This window comes from Halocynthiibacter sp. (assembly GCF_049608145.1).
Lineage (GTDB): Bacteria > Pseudomonadota > Alphaproteobacteria > Rhodobacterales > Rhodobacteraceae > Halocynthiibacter.
Map to the genome: position 1 here is coordinate 25,308 of NZ_JBMYXF010000025.1, position 17,280 is coordinate 42,587.

Here is a 17,280-nt window from a genome sequence, read left to right on the forward strand (position 1 = left end):
TTTCTTTTTGATTAAGGCACTTATTGCGAATTTTTCAAAATCAACGCGATAATAGGGAACGCCTGTAAAAGGCAGCACCGGCAGGACGGCTGAGGAGACCGAAACGCAAGAGGTGCATTTCAAAAAGGGAGAAACACATGTCTAAACTACTGACGACCCGCCGAAGCGTTCTGCGTGGAGGTGCCGCTGCTGGCGCTGGTCTTGCAATGCCGACCATCTTCACCGCATCTTCTGCTGCTGCTTTCACAAATGACCCGACCGGTTCCAGCGTGACTCTTGGCTTTAACGTGCCACAGTCCGGCCCATATGCCGACGAAGGCGCGGACGAATTGCGCGCCTATGAACTTGCTGTTGAACACCTGAACGGTGGCGGCGATGGCGGCATGATGAATACTTTCAGCTCTAAGGTTCTGGATGGTACAGGTATCCTTGGCAAAAAAGTTGAATATGTAACTGGTGACACGCAGACCAAATCTGACGCGGCGCGCGCATCTGCACGTTCCATGATCGAAAAAGACGGCGCTGTGATGATCACTGGTGGGTCTTCTTCAGGCGTTGCGATTGCGGTTCAGGGTCTCTGCCAAGAAGCTGGCGTGATCTTTATGGCCGGCCTGACCCACTCCAACGACACCACTGGCAAAGACAAAAAAGCCAACGGTTTCCGTCACTTCTTTAACGGTTACATGTCTGCCGCTGCGCTTGCGCCCGTTTTGGCGGCCCGTTACGGCACCGATCGGACCGCTTATCACCTGACCGCTGACTATACATGGGGCTGGACACAGGAAGAATCCATCGCAGCAGCGACCGAAGCCCTGGGCTGGAACACAGTTGAGAAAGTGCGCACGCCGCTGGCATCAACTGACTTCTCATCTTACATCGCACCGGTTCTGAATTCTGGCGCTGACGTTCTGGTTCTGAACCACTACGGCGGCAACATGGTGAATTCCCTGACCAACGCTGTTCAGTTTGGTCTGCGTGAAAAAGTTGTAAACGGTAAAAACTTTGAAATCGTTGTGCCGCTGTATTCCCGCCTGATGGCGCGTGGTGCCGGTGCAAACGTGAAGGGTATCTTTGGCTCAACCAACTGGCACTGGTCCCTGACTGACGAAGGTTCACAAGCCTTTGTGCGCAGCTTCGGCACAAAATACGGCTTCCCGCCAAGCCAGGCAGCACACACTGTTTACTGTCAGACACTTCTCTATGCGGATGCAGTTCAGCGCGCGGGTTCTTTCAACCCATGTGCGGTTGCAGAAGCGCTGGAAGGCTTTGACTTTGACGGTCTTGGCAATGGTCCGACACATTACCGCGCTGGCGACCACCAGTGTTTCAAAGATGTGCTAGTTGTGAAGGGTAAAGAGAACCCTGAAAACGAATTCGACCTTCTTGAAATCGTTGAAATCACACCACGTGCGCAAGTTGAATATGCGGTTGATCACCCAATGTTCGCCGGTGGCGATCTGGGTGCCTGCAACGGCGGCGCATAAATTTCCCACCCTGCCGCAGAACCTCCGCGGCAGGTACTTTACGGCGGAGCCGGGCAGTCATTGTCCTGGCAGCCCTGGCTCCGTCTTTTTTTTCCAAATTCCGGGTGGCATGAGATGGACGTGATCCTTCTGCAAATTCTCAATGGTCTGGACAAGGGATCAGCCTATGCGCTGATTGCCCTTGGCCTGACCCTGATCTTTGGCACACTTGGCGTTGTGAACTTTGCCCATGGCGCATTGTTCATGATCGGTGCCTTCTGTTCCGTAACCTTACAGCGCATTCTGTCGCTGTCCTTTGAAACCATTGACCCCACAAAGACCGACTTTCTGGGCAATCCTGCCACGGTGAAGACGCCTTACGTGGTGGAATGGTTCGGCGAAAGCACGGGGCTTGCGATCATCGACTGGTCGGTGCCGTTGGCGATCCTGTTTTCAATCCCGATCATGATTACCTTTGGTTTCATCATGGAACGCGGGCTGATCAAACATTTCTACAAACGCCCCCATGCGGATCAGATCCTTGTGACCTTTGGTCTGGCGATCGTTCTGCAGGAAGTGATCAAAGCGTTCTACGGCGCCAACCCGATCCCAACCCCTGCCCCGTCGGCCTTTACCGGCAGTTTTGATTTCGGTCTTCTTCTGGGTTTTGCAGAGAATACAATCATCTATCCCTACTGGCGCATGGTTTACTTTGCCTTCTCGCTTGTTGTGATTGGCGGCGTCTTTAGTTTCCTGCAGTTCACAACCTTCGGCATGGTCGTACGTGCCGGCATGGCGGATCGTGAAACCGTTGGGCTGCTGGGCATTGATATCGACAAGCGTTTTACATTCATGTTTGGCCTTGCCGCCGCCGTCGCAGGTATCGCTGGTGTCATGTATGCGCCGATCAATTCCCCGAACTACCATATGGGCATGGACTTTCTTGTTCTCAGCTTTGTTGTGGTGGTTGTCGGTGGCATGGGCAGCTTGCCCGGCGCGGTGCTGGCCGGTTTCATGCTGGGTATTCTGGAAAGTTTTGCATCGATGAACCTGATCAAAAGCATCATCCCCGGCATTGACCAGATCATCATCTACCTGGTCGCAATTCTGATCCTTCTCACGCGTCCGCGTGGTCTGATGGGTCGCAAAGGTGTGATGGAGGAATAATCATGCTTGGTCTTAATCAACGGGACACAAAGTTCCTTTTTATCGTGATCGCGCTGACATTGTTCACCCCGATCCTTCTGCAACCCTTCCCGGCCGACAGTGGCCTTGCGCAGTTCAACGCCGGTTACCCGGACCTGATGCAGCGTTTCGCGATCTTCGGCATCTTCGCCATCGGGTTTAATATTCTCTTTGGTCTGACGGGATACCTGTCCTTCGGTCATGCGGCGTTTCTGGGTGTGGGTTCCTATTCCACCGTCTGGATGTTCAAACTGCTGAATTACAATGTGCTGCCTGGTCTTGTTTTGGCGATCATTGTATCCGGTCTGTTTGCCCTTTTGATTGGTTATGTGTCTCTGCGTCGCTCGGGCATCTACTTTTCCATTCTGACGCTGGCTTTCGCGCAGATGAGCTTTAACCTTGCCTATTCCGTGCTGACCCCGATCACCAATGGGGAAACTGGCCTGCAGGTCTATAACGACGATCCACAGATCCTGATGGGTGAGAATGGCATCACCACGACGCATTTCTTTGGCCTAAAGATGAACGCAAGCCACATCATGGATGTTGGGCCTTGGCAGTTTACCTTTAACTTTGGGTACTACTTCTGTGCTATCATCGCGATCCTGGCCTTTTATCTAAGCCTGCGCATCTTCCGATCCCCCTTTGGTATGATGCTGCGTGCGGTGAAATCAAACCAGCAACGTATGAACTATACCGGCCTGTCTTCGCGCCCCTACACCCTTGCGGCCTTCGTGATCTCTGGCATGTATGCGGGTCTAGCTGGTGGTCTGCTGGCGTCCATGGACCCACTGGCTGGTGCGGAACGTATGCAATGGACAGCGTCTGGCGAGGTCGTACTGATGACCATCCTTGGCGGTGCGGGCACCATGATGGGGCCAATCCTTGGCGCAGGGTTCATCAAGTATTTTGAGAACATCTTTTCTAAGATCAACGATCAGGTTTTGCATGGCTGGTTCGCCTTCCTGCCGGATGGTCTGGAAAATGCATTGGTCTGGCTGCTGCACCCGTTTGTCGGCAAAGGCTGGCATCTGACACTGGGCATTCTGTTCATGCTGGTTGTTGTCTTTTTGCCAGGTGGCCTGGTGGAACTGGGTCAACGCATTCGCAATCTGTTCCGCAAAAAACCTGACGCTGGCAAAGATGACAGCCATAAACCGCAACACACGCCACATGTGGCCGAATAAGGAGGGCTGATCTTATGGGTCTTCTCGAAGTCAAAGACGTTGGCAAGCGGTTTGGAGGTCTCCAGGCACTGTCAGATGTGAACCTTTCCGTCCAGGAAAACACGGTTCACGCCATCATCGGGCCAAACGGGGCGGGCAAGTCCACGCTGCTGAACTGCCTGATTGGCAAGCTGATCCCAGATACGGGTTCAGTCACCTTTCAGGGGCAATCTGTTCTGGGGCGTAAGCCGCATGAAATCAATCAGATGGGTATTTCACGCATCTTCCAGACCCCGGAGATTTTCGGGGATCTGACGGTGCTTGAAAATGTGCTGATCCCCTGTTTTGCCAAACGTGACGGATCTTTCCGGATGCATGCTTTTGAAACAGTTGAGGCCGAAAAAGACCTTAACGAAAAAGCCATCGCCATGCTTGAAGATGTGAACATGCAGGACAAACTGCAGATGCAGGCCTCTAGCCTGTCACGCGGGGATAAACGGCGTCTGGAAATGGCGATGTCATTGGTGCAAGATCCCAAGCTTTTGCTGCTGGACGAACCAACAGCGGGCATGGCGCGGGCCGATACCAACAGCACGATTGATCTGCTCAAAGAGATCAAGGAAAAGCGCGACATCACCATGGCGATCATCGAACATGACATGCATGTTGTGTTCTCTCTGGCGGAACGGATCACCGTTTTGGCCCAGGGCACGCCGCTGGTCGAAGACACGCCGGACAACATCCGTGATCACCCCAAGGTGCGTGAAGCGTATCTTGGCGAAACCCAGCAGACATAAGGGACGCGAACATGTCACAAAAAGCAAAAACCGCATCCGCACCCGCCTATTTCTCTGTCTGGGATTTGCATGCCTATTACGGCGAAAGCTATATCGTGCAGGGCGTTTCTTTTAACGTCCACGAAGGTGAAATCTTGGCGTTACTTGGCCGTAACGGGGCGGGTAAAACCTCCACCCTGCGCGCTATTGCCCGCCTTGATGACCCGATGGTCACGCACGGTGAAATTTGGCTGGACCACAAGCATCTGCACACAATGAAAAGCCATCAAGCGGCCCAGGCCGGTATGGCGCTGGTGCCTGAAGATCGGCGCATCATTCAGGGTTTGACTGTTGAAGAAAACCTGCAGCTTGCCCAAATCATGGAACCTGTAGGCTGGTCAATTGAACGTCTTTACGATCTGTTCCCGCGCCTAGGTGAACGCCGCAAACAAGAAGGCACCACGCTTTCTGGGGGTGAACAACAGATGCTTGCCATCGCCCGCGCCCTTGCACGCGATGTGAAAGTCCTACTTTTGGACGAGCCATACGAAGGCTTAGCACCTGTTATCGTTGATGAAATTGAGAACACCCTTAACATCATCAAGGAACAGGGCATCACCACCGTGATCGTGGAACAGAACGCGGTGCGTGCGCTGAACTTGGCCGATCGTGCGGTGATCTTGGATACCGGCAGCGTTGTATTTGATGGATCCGCGCAAGAAGTGCTTGATAACGAGGCGCTGCGCGCTGAATATCTCGCCATCTGACCGGAAAACAATTCCGGCAGCGGGGGCATGTTCCCCCGCGCCCACAACAGGGAAACGGAAGAAATGACTGATAAAATGTACCCTCCTGCGGCGGATTTCGCTGCAAACGCCCATGCTGACAAAGCGACTTATGAAAAAATGTATGCGGAATCGATCTCTGATCCCGATGCGTTCTGGGGCGAACAGGGCAAACGTATTGACTGGATGAAGCCTTATACAAAGGTGAAAAATACCAGTTTTGAACCCGGCAATATCGATATTCGCTGGTATGAAGACGGCACGATGAATGTCGCAGCCAACTGTATCGACCGCCATCTGGCGGAACGTGGTGATCAAACCGCGATCATCTGGGAGGCCGACAGCCCCGACACGCCAGCACGTCACATCAGCTATAAAGAGCTGCATGAGAACACCTGCCGCATGGCAAATGTGCTGAAAGATCTCGGCGTCAAAAAAGGCCACCGCGTCATTCTTTACCTACCGATGATCCCTGAGGCCGCTTATGCCATGTTGGCCTGTGCGCGTCTTGGTGCGGTTCATTCCATTGTTTTCGCAGGATTTTCGCCAGATGCCCTGGCAAACCGCATCAATGATTGTGACGCACGTGTTGTGATCACAGCGGACGAAGCGCCCCGTGGTGGCCGTGTGACTGCGTTGAAATCGAACACCGACGCCGCACTTTTGCACTGTAAAGACAGCGTGAAAATGTTGGTGGTGAAACACACCGGCGGCCAGACAACTTGGACGCAAGATCGCGATTATGATTACAACGCTTTGGCGGCTGAAGTGTCTGCGGATTGCCCGGCGGAAGAAATGAACGCCGAAGATCCGCTGTTCATTCTTTACACCTCAGGTTCCACCGGCAAACCCAAGGGCGTTGTGCATTCTTCCGGTGGTTATCTGGTCTATGCCGCGATGACGCATCAATACACCTTTGACTATCACGACGGAGACGTTTTCTGGTGCACGGCAGACGTCGGTTGGGTCACGGGCCACAGCTATATCGTCTATGGACCGCTAGCGAATGGCGCGACCACTTTGATGTTTGAAGGCGTGCCAACTTACCCAGATGCATCCCGTTTCTGGCAGGTCTGCGAAAAGCACAAAGTCAATCAATTCTACACCGCCCCAACAGCCATTCGCGCATTGATGGCCTATGGCGAAGACTTTGTAAACAAATGCGATTTATCCGATATCAAGGTTCTTGGCACCGTGGGGGAACCCATCAATCCAGAGGCTTGGAATTGGTATAATGACGTTGTTGGCAAGGGCACAAAGCCCATCGTTGACACCTGGTGGCAGACCGAAACCGGCGGGCATCTGATGACGCCATTACCGGGGGCGACAGCGACGAAACCGGGGTCTTGTACACTGCCGTTCTTTGGCATTACCCCTGTGATGCTTGATCCGACATCCGGCGTCGAAATCACCGATACTGAGGCCGAAGGTGTGCTTTGCATGCGCGACAGCTGGCCGGGTCAGATGCGCACGGTTTATGGCGATCATGAACGGTTCGAAAAGACCTATTTCAGCGACTATAAGGGCTATTACTTTACCGGTGATGGCGCGCGGCGCGATAGCGATGGGTATTACTGGATCACCGGTCGTGTGGACGATGTGATCAACGTCTCGGGTCACCGGATGGGCACGGCCGAAGTTGAAAGCGCGCTGGTAGCGCATTCCAAGGTCGCAGAGGCCGCTGTTGTCGGCTATCCCCATGATATTAAAGGACAAGGCATCTATGCATACGTCACTTTGATGAACGGCATTGACCCCACTGATGAGCTTCGCAAAGAGCTTGAAAAATGGGTACGCACTGAAATTGGGCCGATTGCAAAGCCAGACCTGATCCAATGGGCGCCAGGCCTGCCAAAAACCAGATCTGGAAAAATCATGCGCCGCATTCTGCGCAAGATTGCCGAGGATGATTTTGGTGCATTGGGCGATACTTCTACCTTGGCGGAACCCGCGGTTGTGGATGAGCTGATTGAGAATAGGATGAACCGTCAATAAAGACGCGTAACATCCACATCAGAAACCCGCCGATCTCTCCCCGGCGGGTTTCTTTTTGCCCAAATTTTTGAGCGGATTTTCGGGCATTTTTGCCATGCACAAAACATGCACATCCTATGCACATTCTATGCATACACACCGTTCGCCCCCTTAACCTTTTCAAAACTGCACAACCGGTTTTTCACCCCTGCACATGAGCGAACTTGACTGTTTAGATCTTAAGGCGCAGAGACCGGTAAACGCGCAAAGTTGCACCACCTCTGGTGGATTGCTAGGCTGTAAGCGCATCCAGATTTTGTTTTCGCAAAGGACAATTCATGTATTCTGCCTTCTCCCGCAGCACTCTGATGGCCACCGCAGGGGCACTTGCCCTGACATTGGCGCATCCTCTGGCAATCAGCGCGCAGGAAGCTGACGCGCAAGTCCGCCCAGCGCGGTTGATCGAAATCGCAGAGATCGACCCGGTCGTTCACATCAATTTGCCAGCCGTCGTTGAACCGGCACAAGAGGCGGCACTGACATTGCAGGTGGGCGGCGTTCTGACCGAACTGCCGGTGATTGAAGGACAGCCCGTCGCAGAAGGCGATCTGATCGCACAGGTGGATCGCACAACTTTGTTGAACAACCTGGCCCAGGCGCAGACACAGTTTGAGAATGCCGAACTGGAATTTAACCGTGCCGAAAGCCTGTTGCCACAACAAGCAATTGCGCAAAGCACCTATGATCAGCGCAAGGTGCAGCGCGACATTGCGGAACTGTCCTTGCAGGCCGCACAGAAACAGCTGGATGATGCAACATTACATGCGCCTTTTGATGGTGTGATTTCCGCATTGAATGTCAGTCAGTTCCAGACCGTATCACCGCAAACTGCGGTTGCAACTTTGCAAAGCAATGACACGTTTGAAGCCATCGCGCATCTGCCTGCGCGTGCCCTGCAGAACCCTGATGAAATTGATGTGCAACGCACAGAGGTCATTCTGGATGTGTCCCCGCTGAACCCGATCACAGCTGTGTTCAAATCCATTGATCCCCAGGCAGATCCGGCCAGTCAGACCTTTGAGGTGCGTTTTTCTTTTGATGCTCCATCAAACTTTCTTGTTCTGCCCGGCATGACCGGAGAGGTCCAGGCAGATTTGCTTTATGGTGGTGATGCCGCAAATAACCTGAGTGTTCAGGTGCCGCTTTCCGCTGTTCAATCTTCTGGTGGTCAGACGTTTGTCTGGGTCGTTGATACCGACGCCATGACCGTATCCCGTCGTGACATCACCGTGGCCGAAGCCATCGGGGAAAATCTGCCGGTGGTCGATGGTCTTGCGGCGGGTGATACGATCGTGGGTGCCGGTGCAACCTATCTGCATGAAGGCCAGCAGATCCGCCGGTATGAGGATTGATCCATGAGCATCGCTGAATTTTCGATCAGGAACCGCCTGATCGCCGCCATCGTGATCCTGGGCAGCCTTATTGGCGGCTGGATCGCATATGAAAACATGCCCCGTTTTGAAGACCCGGAATTCACCATTCGTACGGTTGAGGTTTTCACCCAATACCCGGGCGCAACCCCAGAAGAAGTTGCCGATGAAGTGTCGGAAGTGCTGGAAAGCGAATTCCAGCAGATGCAGGAGGTCGAAGAGGTTCGTTCCGTTTCGACAGATGGGCTGTCCCGGATTTCAATCGACATCAAGTTTGATTTCTCACCTGACAAAAACTCTTTGCAGCTGATCTATACCAAACTGCGCAACCGGGCGCGTGACGCGGCGCGGCAACTGCCCCCTGGCGCACAAGATCCGATTGTAAATGACGATTTTGCCGATGTGTATGGTCTGTATTATGTGCTGACCAGTGACGGGTTCACCCCACGAGAAATGCTGGATTACGCCAAGGGTCTGCGTCGTGAATTGTTGACGGTTGATGGGGTTGGCAAAGTCACCCTTCAGGGCGCGCAGAACGAAGCGATTTATATCGAATTCAGCCAGGAACAGATCGCCGCTGCCGGTGTGTCTGTGGATCAGATTTTTGGCCAGCTGAGCAAGCACAGTTCTGTAGCGGCGGCGGGCCAGGCCAGCCTTGACGGGCGTCGTCTGACCATTCAATTGCCCCCCACGACCGAAACTATTACGGCGCTGGAAAACACGATTGTATCTGTTGGCAATGATGGCCGCGTGCTGCGCCTGCGTGATATGGCGTCGATCACCCGTGGATATCAGGACCCGCCCCAGCAAATGATGCGCTATAACGGTCTGCCCGCGCTTGGCATTGGTATTTCTGCCGTTTCAGGTGAAAACATCGTGCGTGTCGGTGGGCTTGTGAACGCCCGGCTTGCGGCCCTGGAAACAGAACGCCCGATTGGTCTGGAACTGGAAACCTATTATGATCAGGCCGCCATTGTTGACACATCGGTTAAAGATTTTGCGGTGAATGTGGCCTTGGCCTTGGCGATCGTTCTGGTGACCCTTGGGATCTTTATGGGTGTTGGTCCGGCTGTTGTGATTGGTGGCGTGCTTGTGCTGACCATCGCGGCGACCTTGACGGTGATGTATCTTTGGGGGGTTCCGATGCATCGGATTTCCCTTGGTGCGCTGATCATTGCGTTGGGCATGCTGGTGGACAATGCGATTGTTGTGACCGAAGGCATTCTGATTGGCGTGAAGGCCGGGAAGAAAAAGCTGGATGTTGCCGTTGATATTGTTGCCCGCACGAAATGGCCCCTGTTGGGTGGCACGATTGTTGGCATCATCGCCTTTGCGCCCATCGGATTTGCACCCGGTGCAACGGCGGAATTCACCGGTGATCTGTTCTGGGTGATCTTAATCTCGCTGTCGTTCAGCTGGATCTTTGCAATCACCGCCGTGCCGATCTTTGCCGACATCCTGTTTAAGGAAAGCAAGGGCGAGGTCGAGGCAAAACCAGATGGTATGTTCATGCGCGGATACAAAGCCTTTATGGTGGCCGTTCTGCGCCTGAAATACCTGGTGCTTGCCGCCACTCTGGGGGCTTTTGCCTTGTCGGTCATGGGCTTTGCCTATGTCATTCCCGGCTTTTTCCCGGCCTCAACCAGCCCACAGATCGTTGTTGATTACCGCCTGCCCGAAGGCACCGATATCAACCAGACCGATGCAGACATCAAAGTGGTCGAAGAATTCGTCACGGGCCTTGAACATGTGGAAGATGTGCATGCGCTTGTTGGGGCTGGCACCCTGCGGTTCATGCTGGTCTATGCGCCGGAAAGTTCATCTTCGGCCTATGGGCAACTGCTGATCAAAGTGTCGGAATATGAGGCGATTGATACGCTGATCCCTGAAATCCAGTCATGGCTTGACCAGAACATGCCAGACAGTCAGGCGAAAGTTTGGCGGTTCCAGCTTGGGCCAGGTGGTGGTTCCAAAATCGAGGCCGAATTCCACGGACCAGATCCGGCCGTGTTGCATGAACTGGCCGCCGAAGCCACCGCGATTATGGCCGCCAACCCGAATGCGATTTCGGTAAAAACCGACTGGTACAACCCGGTGCCTGTGATCGAGCCGGTGATCAATGAGGTGCGTGCACGTCGTTTGGGTATCACCCGCGAAGACATCGCCAATGCGATTAACGTCAGCTTTTCCGGGCGCCGCATGGGCACCTTCCGCGATGGCGACACGTTGATCCCCATCATCCAGCGCGCCCCCGAACGGGAACGTCGCGGCGTGGACAGCATGGGGTCTATCCAGATTGCAAGCCAGGTGACGGGGGCCACTGTGCCATTGGATCAACTTGTGGATGGCTACCGGACAATCTGGCGTGATGCCCGTCTGATCCGGGTGAACCGTGTTCCGGTGATCACCGCCCAAAGTGACCCTATTGCAGGGGTTTTGGCGGGGGATCTGCAGGCTGCTTTGCAAGCCGATATCGAAGCAATTGAACTGCCCACAGGTTACAGCATGAAATGGAGTGGCGAATTCGGTGACAGTGCCGATGCGAACGCCGATCTGGCCTCTACCATCCCGGTGGGTTTTGTTGCGATGGTTCTGACGGTGATTTTGCTGTTCAACGCAATCCGTCAGCCGGTTTTGATCTTTCTGACCATGCCGCTGGCCATCATCGGGGTTGTCATCGGATTGCTGATCATGGGGGTGCCGATGGAATTCATGGCGATCCTGGGTGTTCTGTCCCTGTCCGGCCTTCTGATCAAAAACGCGATTGTGCTGGTCGATCAGATGGATCTTGAGATCCGCGAAGGCATGCCGCGTTTTGATGCGGTGGTTGACAGTGCGGCCAGCCGGGTGCGCCCGGTGATGATGGGGTCACTGACCACGGTTTTGGGCGTTCTTCCGCTGCTTGGGGATGCGTTCTTTAAATCCATGGCCGTGGTTTTGATCTTCGGTCTAAGTTTTGCAACGCTTCTGACCCTGATCGTGGTGCCGGTGCTCTATGTGGTGTTCTTCCGCATTAAAGTCACCGAACGCGCCAGCTGATCCGAAATACGAAACGCCCCGGAAGCCAACATGGGTTCCGGGGCGTTTCCCTTTTACGATTTGGCGTCAAGCCGCGTCCGAAGTTCGGTTTTCAGAACCTTGCCGTAATTGTTCTTAGGCAGCTCTGACACAACAACATAATCTTTGGGCCGCTTGAAACGCGCTATGTTTTCAAGGCAATGCGTCTCTAACCCAGCCGGATCCACCGTTGCGCCCGGGGCAGCTACCACAAAGGCCACCACGTCTTCGCCCCATTGGGCACTGTCACGCCCCACAACTGAAACCTCATGCACATCCGGGTGCATCAGCAGGCATTCTTCCACCTCGCGCGGATAGATGTTTGACCCACCAGAGATAATCATATCCTTGCTGCGGTCCTTCAGCGTCAGATAGCCATCTTCATCCAGCGCCCCCATATCCCCGGTCATCAGCCACCCATTCACAAGGGTCGCTTCCGTCGCTCTAACGTTGCGCCAATACGCGGGCATAACGGGCAGGCCCTGTACCATGATCTCGCCTGTCTGTCCCGCTGGAAGGGGCCTGCCATCGGCATCCGCAATCATCACGTCAACGATGCTCTGGGCTTGTCCAACAGACCCAAGCCGTTCACGCCAGCGAGGATGTAAACGGTCTGCAACATCATGGCGGGACAAGGCCGTGATGCCCATCGGGCATTCCCCCTGACCATAGATCTGCACAAAGACCGGGCCAAAATGTTCGACCGCCTCGATGATATCTGCATTATACATTGGGCCGCCCGCATAGACGATTGTGCGCAGACCGTCCCCCTTCCGCCCTGATGCTTTGGCGGCGTCCAACAAATAGCGCACCATAGTCGGGGCCATGAACATCTGCACCGATCCGAAATGCGCCGCGAGATCCAGCGTTTCAGCGGCATCAAATCCACCGGACACAGGGCAGACATGACGCGCACCGGCCCGGATATGCAGCATGGAATAAATCCCCGCACCATGTGACATGGGCGCGCCGTAAATCACGGCATCCTCTGCACGCACTTCATCCACGTCATTTGTGTAAGCCAGTGACATCGCCGTGAGCATACCGTGGGTCATCATCACGCCTTTGGGCTGTCCCGTGGTGCCGGATGTGTAAAACAGCCAAGCCAGATCTGAGGCGCCGCGCGGTGTCACCGAGAGCGGTTTCAGATTGCAGAGATCCGTGAAATAATCAGAGGACACATCAACCAGAGAGAGTTCCGTAACCTCGCGCAGCGGTTCTGCCAGATCCGCGCTGACAAAACAGAATTTTGCCGCCGCGTTTTCAAGGATCCATGCCGTTTCACGTGCATGCAACTTGTTGTTGATCGGCACAATCGCGGCCCCCGCGATCCAGGTGGCGTATTTCACGATCAGATACTGCGGGCAATTCTTAACAAATGTCGCGATACGATCCCCAGGCATCACGCCCATGTCACGCAGACTACGGGCAAGACCTGCGGCGCGCGCCTGGAATTCTCTGTAATTCGCAACCTGTTCCTGGCCCAGAAACAAGGCCGGTGCCTGCGGATTTTCGCGCGCTGTCCGTTCCAGCCAATGTGCAAGATTCATGTCTACCCCTCCCCATGGCCCACAAGAAAGGGGCGCGGGAATGATGCCCCGCGCCCCTGTTGTCTTCAAGCTGTCAGGTGACAGATTTTACTGCAACGCCGCGTCAGTGATCGCATGTGTCCAGGCACCTTCAGGTGCTGCGGAAATCACAGGATCAGAACCGCCGCCCAGAAGGGTCGCAACGGTGCGTTCATACGCCGCCGGATCAAGGGCGCCGTTAGAGCCTGCTGTCAGTTTTGCGATTTCGCCCATCATGCGACGTTGGTGATGTTCGGTCTGTGCACCGGTTTCATCATATTCCAGCACGATATCTGCGGCCGCATCTGGATTTTCCTCGGCCCATTTCCAACCGCGCATGGATGCACGTACAAAGCGCACGAGTTCGTCTTCGAATTCTGCATCACCCAGACGGTCTTCCAGCACGTAAAGGCCATCTTCCAGTGTCGCAACACCTTGATCTTCGTACTTAAATGTCACCAGATCATCAGCTGTCAGGCCCGCATCAATGATCTGCCAATATTCATTGTAGGTCATGGTCGACACACAATCGGCCTGCCCTTGCAGGATCGGATCAACGTTAAAGCCCTGTTTCAGAACCGTCACGCCATCGCCACCTTCGGTGCCAAGGCCAAGGGAGCTCATCCAGCTAAGGAACGGATATTCATTGCCGTAGAACCAAACACCCAGGGTCCGCCCGGCAAAGTCAGCAGGGGAAGTCACGCCCGTGTCTTTGCGACAGGTCAGCATCATGCCAGAGCTTGCAAAGGGTTGCGCGATGTTCACCAGCGCCAGGCCACGTTCACGGGCCGCAAGCGCAGATGGCATCCAGTCAATCACAACATCGGCACCGCCACCGGCCACCACTTGGGTTGGGGCAATATCCGGGCCACCTGGCTTGATCGTGACGTTCAGATCTTCTTCCTCATAAAACCCGTTGTCCAGCGCCACGTAATAGCCCGCGAACTGCGCCTGCGTCACCCATTTCAATTGCAATGTCAGATCATCGGCGGCCTCGGCGGCGACACCCCCCATGGCCATGGCCCCGGTCAATGCGCCCGTCAGTAGCTTTTTCATCTCATCTTCTCCCTTATTGGTTCTGTTTAATTTCCGGGCCGTTTTTTCGGCCTCTGTCTGCGTTGATTATCCTCGTTGTGAGGGGTGCCAGAAGGTCACCCGTTTTTCGATAAATGCGACGATACCATAGAACGCGGATCCGGCCATGGCGGCGACGGTGATTTCGGCCCAGACCATATCCATGCCCAAACGCCCGACCTCGGTTGAGATACGAAAGCCCATGCCGCGTGTGGGGGATCCAAAGAATTCGGCCACAATCGCACCAATCAGCGCCAGCGTGGTTGCGATCTTTAAGCCATTGAACATGAAGGGCATTGCCGCCGGAAGGCGCAGTTTCGCAAGGCTTTTCCAATAACCGGCTGCATAGGTGCGCATCAAATCACGTTGCATTGAGTCCGTGGCGCGCAGCCCTTCGACCGTGTTCACAAGCATGGGGAAAAACACCATGACGACCACGACGGCAGCTTTGGAATGCCAGTCGAACCCAAACCACATCACCAGAATCGGAGCCATGCCAACAATCGGAAGACCCGCGATAAAGTTGCCCACGGGCAGAAGGCCACGTTGCAGGAAAGGCGAGCGATCAATCACAACCGCGACTGCAATCGCGGCGCTGCAGCCGATCAGATATCCTGACAAAGCGCCCTTTACGAAGGTCTGCAGGAAATCAACCCACAGCAGATGTGAGCCAGATATAAACCGTTCCGCAATCGCGGAGGGCGCGGGCAAAATGACAGGGTTCACCCCTAGGCCGCGCACCAGACATTCCCACATCAAGATCACCGTCAGGCCGAAAATAACCGGCACGGCGATTTTGACCATTTGGGTCGTGTGATGTTTCGATCTAGCCAGAAAAACATTAATACAAAGACCACCAATCCAGATCACTAGCGCAAGGAAGATCATCATTGTGCCATCCCCATACGCTTTAGCATGATTTTCTGGATTGTCCCGACAATCAAGACTAAAACCACCGCTAATAAAGCGGCAGCGGCCAACGCAGACCAAATGAAAAGTGGTTCCCCGTATTGGCTACCAACCAGCATTCTTGCACCAAGCCCCCCTGACCCGCTCATGGGTAATTCACCCACGATTGCCCCAACAAGACTGGCGGCGATAGCGATTTTGACAGCTGCGAAAAAAAACGGCATAGACCCCGGGAGGCGGAGCTTCCAAAAAGTCTGAGACTTTCCAGTCCCCCACGTGCGCAACAGATCCAACTGCATCTGATCTGGGCTTCGCAGCCCCTTAATCATGCTTACTAATACAGGAAAGAAACTAAGGTATGCAGAGATTATCGTTTTAGGAATAAGATGGCCCTCGATCCCAACCGCATTCGACAGAACCACAATCATCGGCGCGATTGCCACGATGGGCACAGTCTGACTGATGATCGCCCAAGGCAGGATGCTCATGTCCATTACACGGGAATAGACAATCCCAACCGCCAGCAGCGTGCCTAAAATGGTGCCAAAAATGAACCCGGTGAGGGTTGCTTTCAACGTGATCCAGCCATGAAACACAAGTGAACGGCGCGAGGTGATTTTCTTTTCAAACGTGGTTTCCCAAAAATTTACAGCAACCTGATGCGGCGCGGGTAAAACCGGGCGGGGCTGGGCCATAGTGTCTGTGAAGACTTCGCCAAGGGTCAGTTCAACACCGGCGCGGTTGGCCTGATCATAGGTCCATTTTTTGTTCATCATGAAAGCGCCCACATACCAGGCAATAATCATGGCAATGATGACGGTGAGGATGGGGAAAATATTACGCATATGCGCCCCCAGTTTTCTGGCGCGGATCAGTCATATGCATGCCCCGCGCGCAAGCCTTCACGCACCCGATGGGCGATTTCAAGGAACTCTGGCGTGTCGCGAATATCCAGCGGGCGTTCACGCGGCAGGGTGCTTTCGATCACATCTGCAATGCGGCCTGGTCGGGGGCTCATCACTACGATTTTTGTGGAAAGATAGACCGCTTCGGGGATGGAATGCGTCACAAAGCCAATGGTTTTATTCGTGCGACCCCAAAGATGCAGCAGTTGTTCGTTCAGGTGGTCACGTACGATTTCATCAAGGGCGCCAAAGGGTTCATCCATCAAAAGGATGTCAGCATCAAAGGCCAGCGCCCGCGCGATAGAGGCCCGTTGCTGCATGCCGCCGGACAGCTGCCATGGGAATTTCTTGCCGAAACCAGACAGTTCCACCAGTTCAAGAACCTGTTCAACACGATCATTCTGTTCCGCTTTATCAAAGCCCATGATTTCCAGCGGCAGTTTGATATTGCCCGCAATCGTACGCCAAGGATACAGGCCCGCGGCCTGAAACACATAGCCATAGGCACGGGATTTTCGGGCCTCTTCCGCGGACATGCCATTCACCGTAATGCTGCCTGCGGTGGGGTTTTCAAGCGCCGCGATGGTGCGCAAAAACGTGGTCTTGCCACAGCCCGATGGACCAATAAAGCTGACGAAATCGCCTTTATTGATATCCAAGTTGATATCTTTCAGCGCGTGCACAGGACCGTCATTGGTCTGAAAGGTCAGATCCAAATTCTGTGCTTTAATAACAACGTCTTGTGTCAAGACTATCCCCCCTGGCTGCCCGTTTTTACGGGTCTTGCTGTGGTGTCTGGCCCCCTCCTCCGAGGCCAGACAATGTTCTTAGATCCCCGCCGGAATGTTCATCGGGTCGCGCTGAATTTGCTTGGGCGCGGTCAGTTCTTTCCATTTGCTTAAGGCGACATTTGCCGAAGGAAACGCCGGGCGCGGCACGAAACGCCCGCGTCCAGGTTGGGGTTGACTATTTTGCCCCCATGCCCAAA

General features: G+C 54.3%; 13 protein-coding genes and 1 pseudogene. 8 read left to right on the plus strand and 6 right to left on the minus strand.

Translation table 11 applies throughout. The features are described 5' to 3' along the window. Positions 1-137 precede the first annotated feature (137 nt). From ACPGUT_RS09325 to ACPGUT_RS09360, 8 genes are all read left to right on the plus strand, one after another. The gene (locus tag ACPGUT_RS09325; RefSeq protein WP_423990665.1) at positions 138-1,484 is read left to right on the plus strand and encodes a substrate-binding protein; all 1,347 of its coding nucleotides are present in this window, start codon (positions 138-140) and stop codon (positions 1,482-1,484) included. 114 nt (positions 1,485-1,598) lie between these two features. Then, positions 1,599-2,630 carry a branched-chain amino acid ABC transporter permease gene (locus tag ACPGUT_RS09330; protein WP_423990667.1) on the plus strand — a complete coding sequence of 344 codons (1,032 nt, stop codon included), beginning with the start codon at positions 1,599-1,601 and terminating at the stop codon, positions 2,628-2,630. Positions 2,631-2,632: 2 nt separating this feature from the next. Beyond that, positions 2,633-3,835, plus strand: coding sequence for a branched-chain amino acid ABC transporter permease (locus ACPGUT_RS09335; RefSeq protein ID WP_423990669.1), 1,203 nt, complete (start codon positions 2,633-2,635; stop codon positions 3,833-3,835). A gap of 14 nt (positions 3,836-3,849) precedes the next feature. Continuing rightward, positions 3,850-4,611 (plus strand): ABC transporter ATP-binding protein, encoded by a 762-nt coding sequence (locus ACPGUT_RS09340; protein ID WP_107496957.1) that lies wholly within the window; start codon positions 3,850-3,852, stop codon positions 4,609-4,611. 11 nt (positions 4,612-4,622) lie between these two features. Further along, a complete protein-coding gene (locus tag ACPGUT_RS09345; RefSeq protein WP_423990672.1) occupies positions 4,623-5,357 on the plus strand; it encodes an ABC transporter ATP-binding protein in 735 nt (244 codons plus the stop codon). Positions 5,358-5,420: 63 nt separating this feature from the next. Next, the gene (acs, locus tag ACPGUT_RS09350; protein ID WP_423990674.1) at positions 5,421-7,370 is read left to right on the plus strand and encodes an acetate--CoA ligase; all 1,950 of its coding nucleotides are present in this window, start codon (positions 5,421-5,423) and stop codon (positions 7,368-7,370) included. 317 nt (positions 7,371-7,687) lie between these two features. Then, positions 7,688-8,761 (plus strand): efflux RND transporter periplasmic adaptor subunit, encoded by a 1,074-nt coding sequence (locus tag ACPGUT_RS09355; RefSeq protein ID WP_423990676.1) that lies wholly within the window; start codon positions 7,688-7,690, stop codon positions 8,759-8,761. A 3-nt stretch (positions 8,762-8,764) separates the two neighbouring features. Continuing rightward, entirely contained in the window at positions 8,765-11,818 is a 3,054-nt protein-coding gene (locus ACPGUT_RS09360) for an efflux RND transporter permease subunit (protein WP_423990678.1), read from the plus strand. Positions 11,819-11,871: 53 nt separating this feature from the next. On the opposite strand, the gene ACPGUT_RS09365 is transcribed toward ACPGUT_RS09360, so the two are convergent. The 6 genes and pseudogenes from ACPGUT_RS09365 to ACPGUT_RS09390 form a co-directional block, all read right to left on the minus strand. Beyond that, on the minus strand, positions 11,872-13,386 hold the full coding sequence (locus tag ACPGUT_RS09365; protein ID WP_423990680.1) for a class I adenylate-forming enzyme family protein: 1,515 nt from the start codon (positions 13,384-13,386) through the stop codon (positions 11,872-11,874). 87 nt (positions 13,387-13,473) lie between these two features. Then, positions 13,474-14,460 carry an ABC transporter substrate-binding protein gene (locus ACPGUT_RS09370; protein ID WP_423990682.1) on the minus strand — a complete coding sequence of 329 codons (987 nt, stop codon included), beginning with the start codon at positions 14,458-14,460 and terminating at the stop codon, positions 13,474-13,476. Positions 14,461-14,526: 66 nt separating this feature from the next. After that, on the minus strand, positions 14,527-15,369 hold the full coding sequence (locus tag ACPGUT_RS09375) for an ABC transporter permease (RefSeq protein ID WP_423990684.1): 843 nt from the start codon (positions 15,367-15,369) through the stop codon (positions 14,527-14,529). Then, entirely contained in the window at positions 15,366-16,232 is an 867-nt protein-coding gene (locus ACPGUT_RS09380; RefSeq protein WP_423990686.1) for an ABC transporter permease, read from the minus strand. Before ACPGUT_RS09380 ends, ACPGUT_RS09375 begins: the two co-directional genes overlap by 4 nt. 26 nt (positions 16,233-16,258) lie before the next feature. After that, a complete protein-coding gene (locus tag ACPGUT_RS09385; RefSeq protein WP_423990688.1) occupies positions 16,259-17,041 on the minus strand; it encodes an ABC transporter ATP-binding protein in 783 nt (260 codons plus the stop codon). 78 nt (positions 17,042-17,119) lie between these two features. Beyond that, a pseudogene (locus ACPGUT_RS09390) lies at positions 17,120-17,280 on the minus strand (dihydropyrimidinase); the annotation flags it as partial.

What these genes read in the sequence shown, in the direction of transcription:
- ACPGUT_RS09325 (WP_423990665.1), top strand. Translation starts at nt 138, where the DNA reads ATGTCTAAACTACTGACGACCCGCCGAAGCGTTCTGCGTGGAGGTGCC.
- ACPGUT_RS09330 (WP_423990667.1), top strand. Translation starts at nt 1,599, where the DNA reads ATGGACGTGATCCTTCTGCAAATTCTCAATGGTCTGGACAAGGGATCA.
- ACPGUT_RS09335 (WP_423990669.1), top strand. Translation starts at nt 2,633, where the DNA reads ATGCTTGGTCTTAATCAACGGGACACAAAGTTCCTTTTTATCGTGATC.
- ACPGUT_RS09340 (WP_107496957.1), top strand. Translation starts at nt 3,850, where the DNA reads ATGGGTCTTCTCGAAGTCAAAGACGTTGGCAAGCGGTTTGGAGGTCTC.
- ACPGUT_RS09345 (WP_423990672.1), top strand. Translation starts at nt 4,623, where the DNA reads ATGTCACAAAAAGCAAAAACCGCATCCGCACCCGCCTATTTCTCTGTC.
- acs (WP_423990674.1), top strand. Translation starts at nt 5,421, where the DNA reads ATGACTGATAAAATGTACCCTCCTGCGGCGGATTTCGCTGCAAACGCC.
- ACPGUT_RS09355 (WP_423990676.1), top strand. Translation starts at nt 7,688, where the DNA reads ATGTATTCTGCCTTCTCCCGCAGCACTCTGATGGCCACCGCAGGGGCA.
- ACPGUT_RS09360 (WP_423990678.1), top strand. Translation starts at nt 8,765, where the DNA reads ATGAGCATCGCTGAATTTTCGATCAGGAACCGCCTGATCGCCGCCATC.
- ACPGUT_RS09365 (WP_423990680.1), bottom strand. Translation starts at nt 13,386, where the DNA reads ATGAATCTTGCACATTGGCTGGAACGGACAGCGCGCGAAAATCCGCAG.
- ACPGUT_RS09370 (WP_423990682.1), bottom strand. Translation starts at nt 14,460, where the DNA reads ATGAAAAAGCTACTGACGGGCGCATTGACCGGGGCCATGGCCATGGGG.
- ACPGUT_RS09375 (WP_423990684.1), bottom strand. Translation starts at nt 15,369, where the DNA reads ATGATGATCTTCCTTGCGCTAGTGATCTGGATTGGTGGTCTTTGTATT.
- ACPGUT_RS09380 (WP_423990686.1), bottom strand. Translation starts at nt 16,232, where the DNA reads ATGCGTAATATTTTCCCCATCCTCACCGTCATCATTGCCATGATTATT.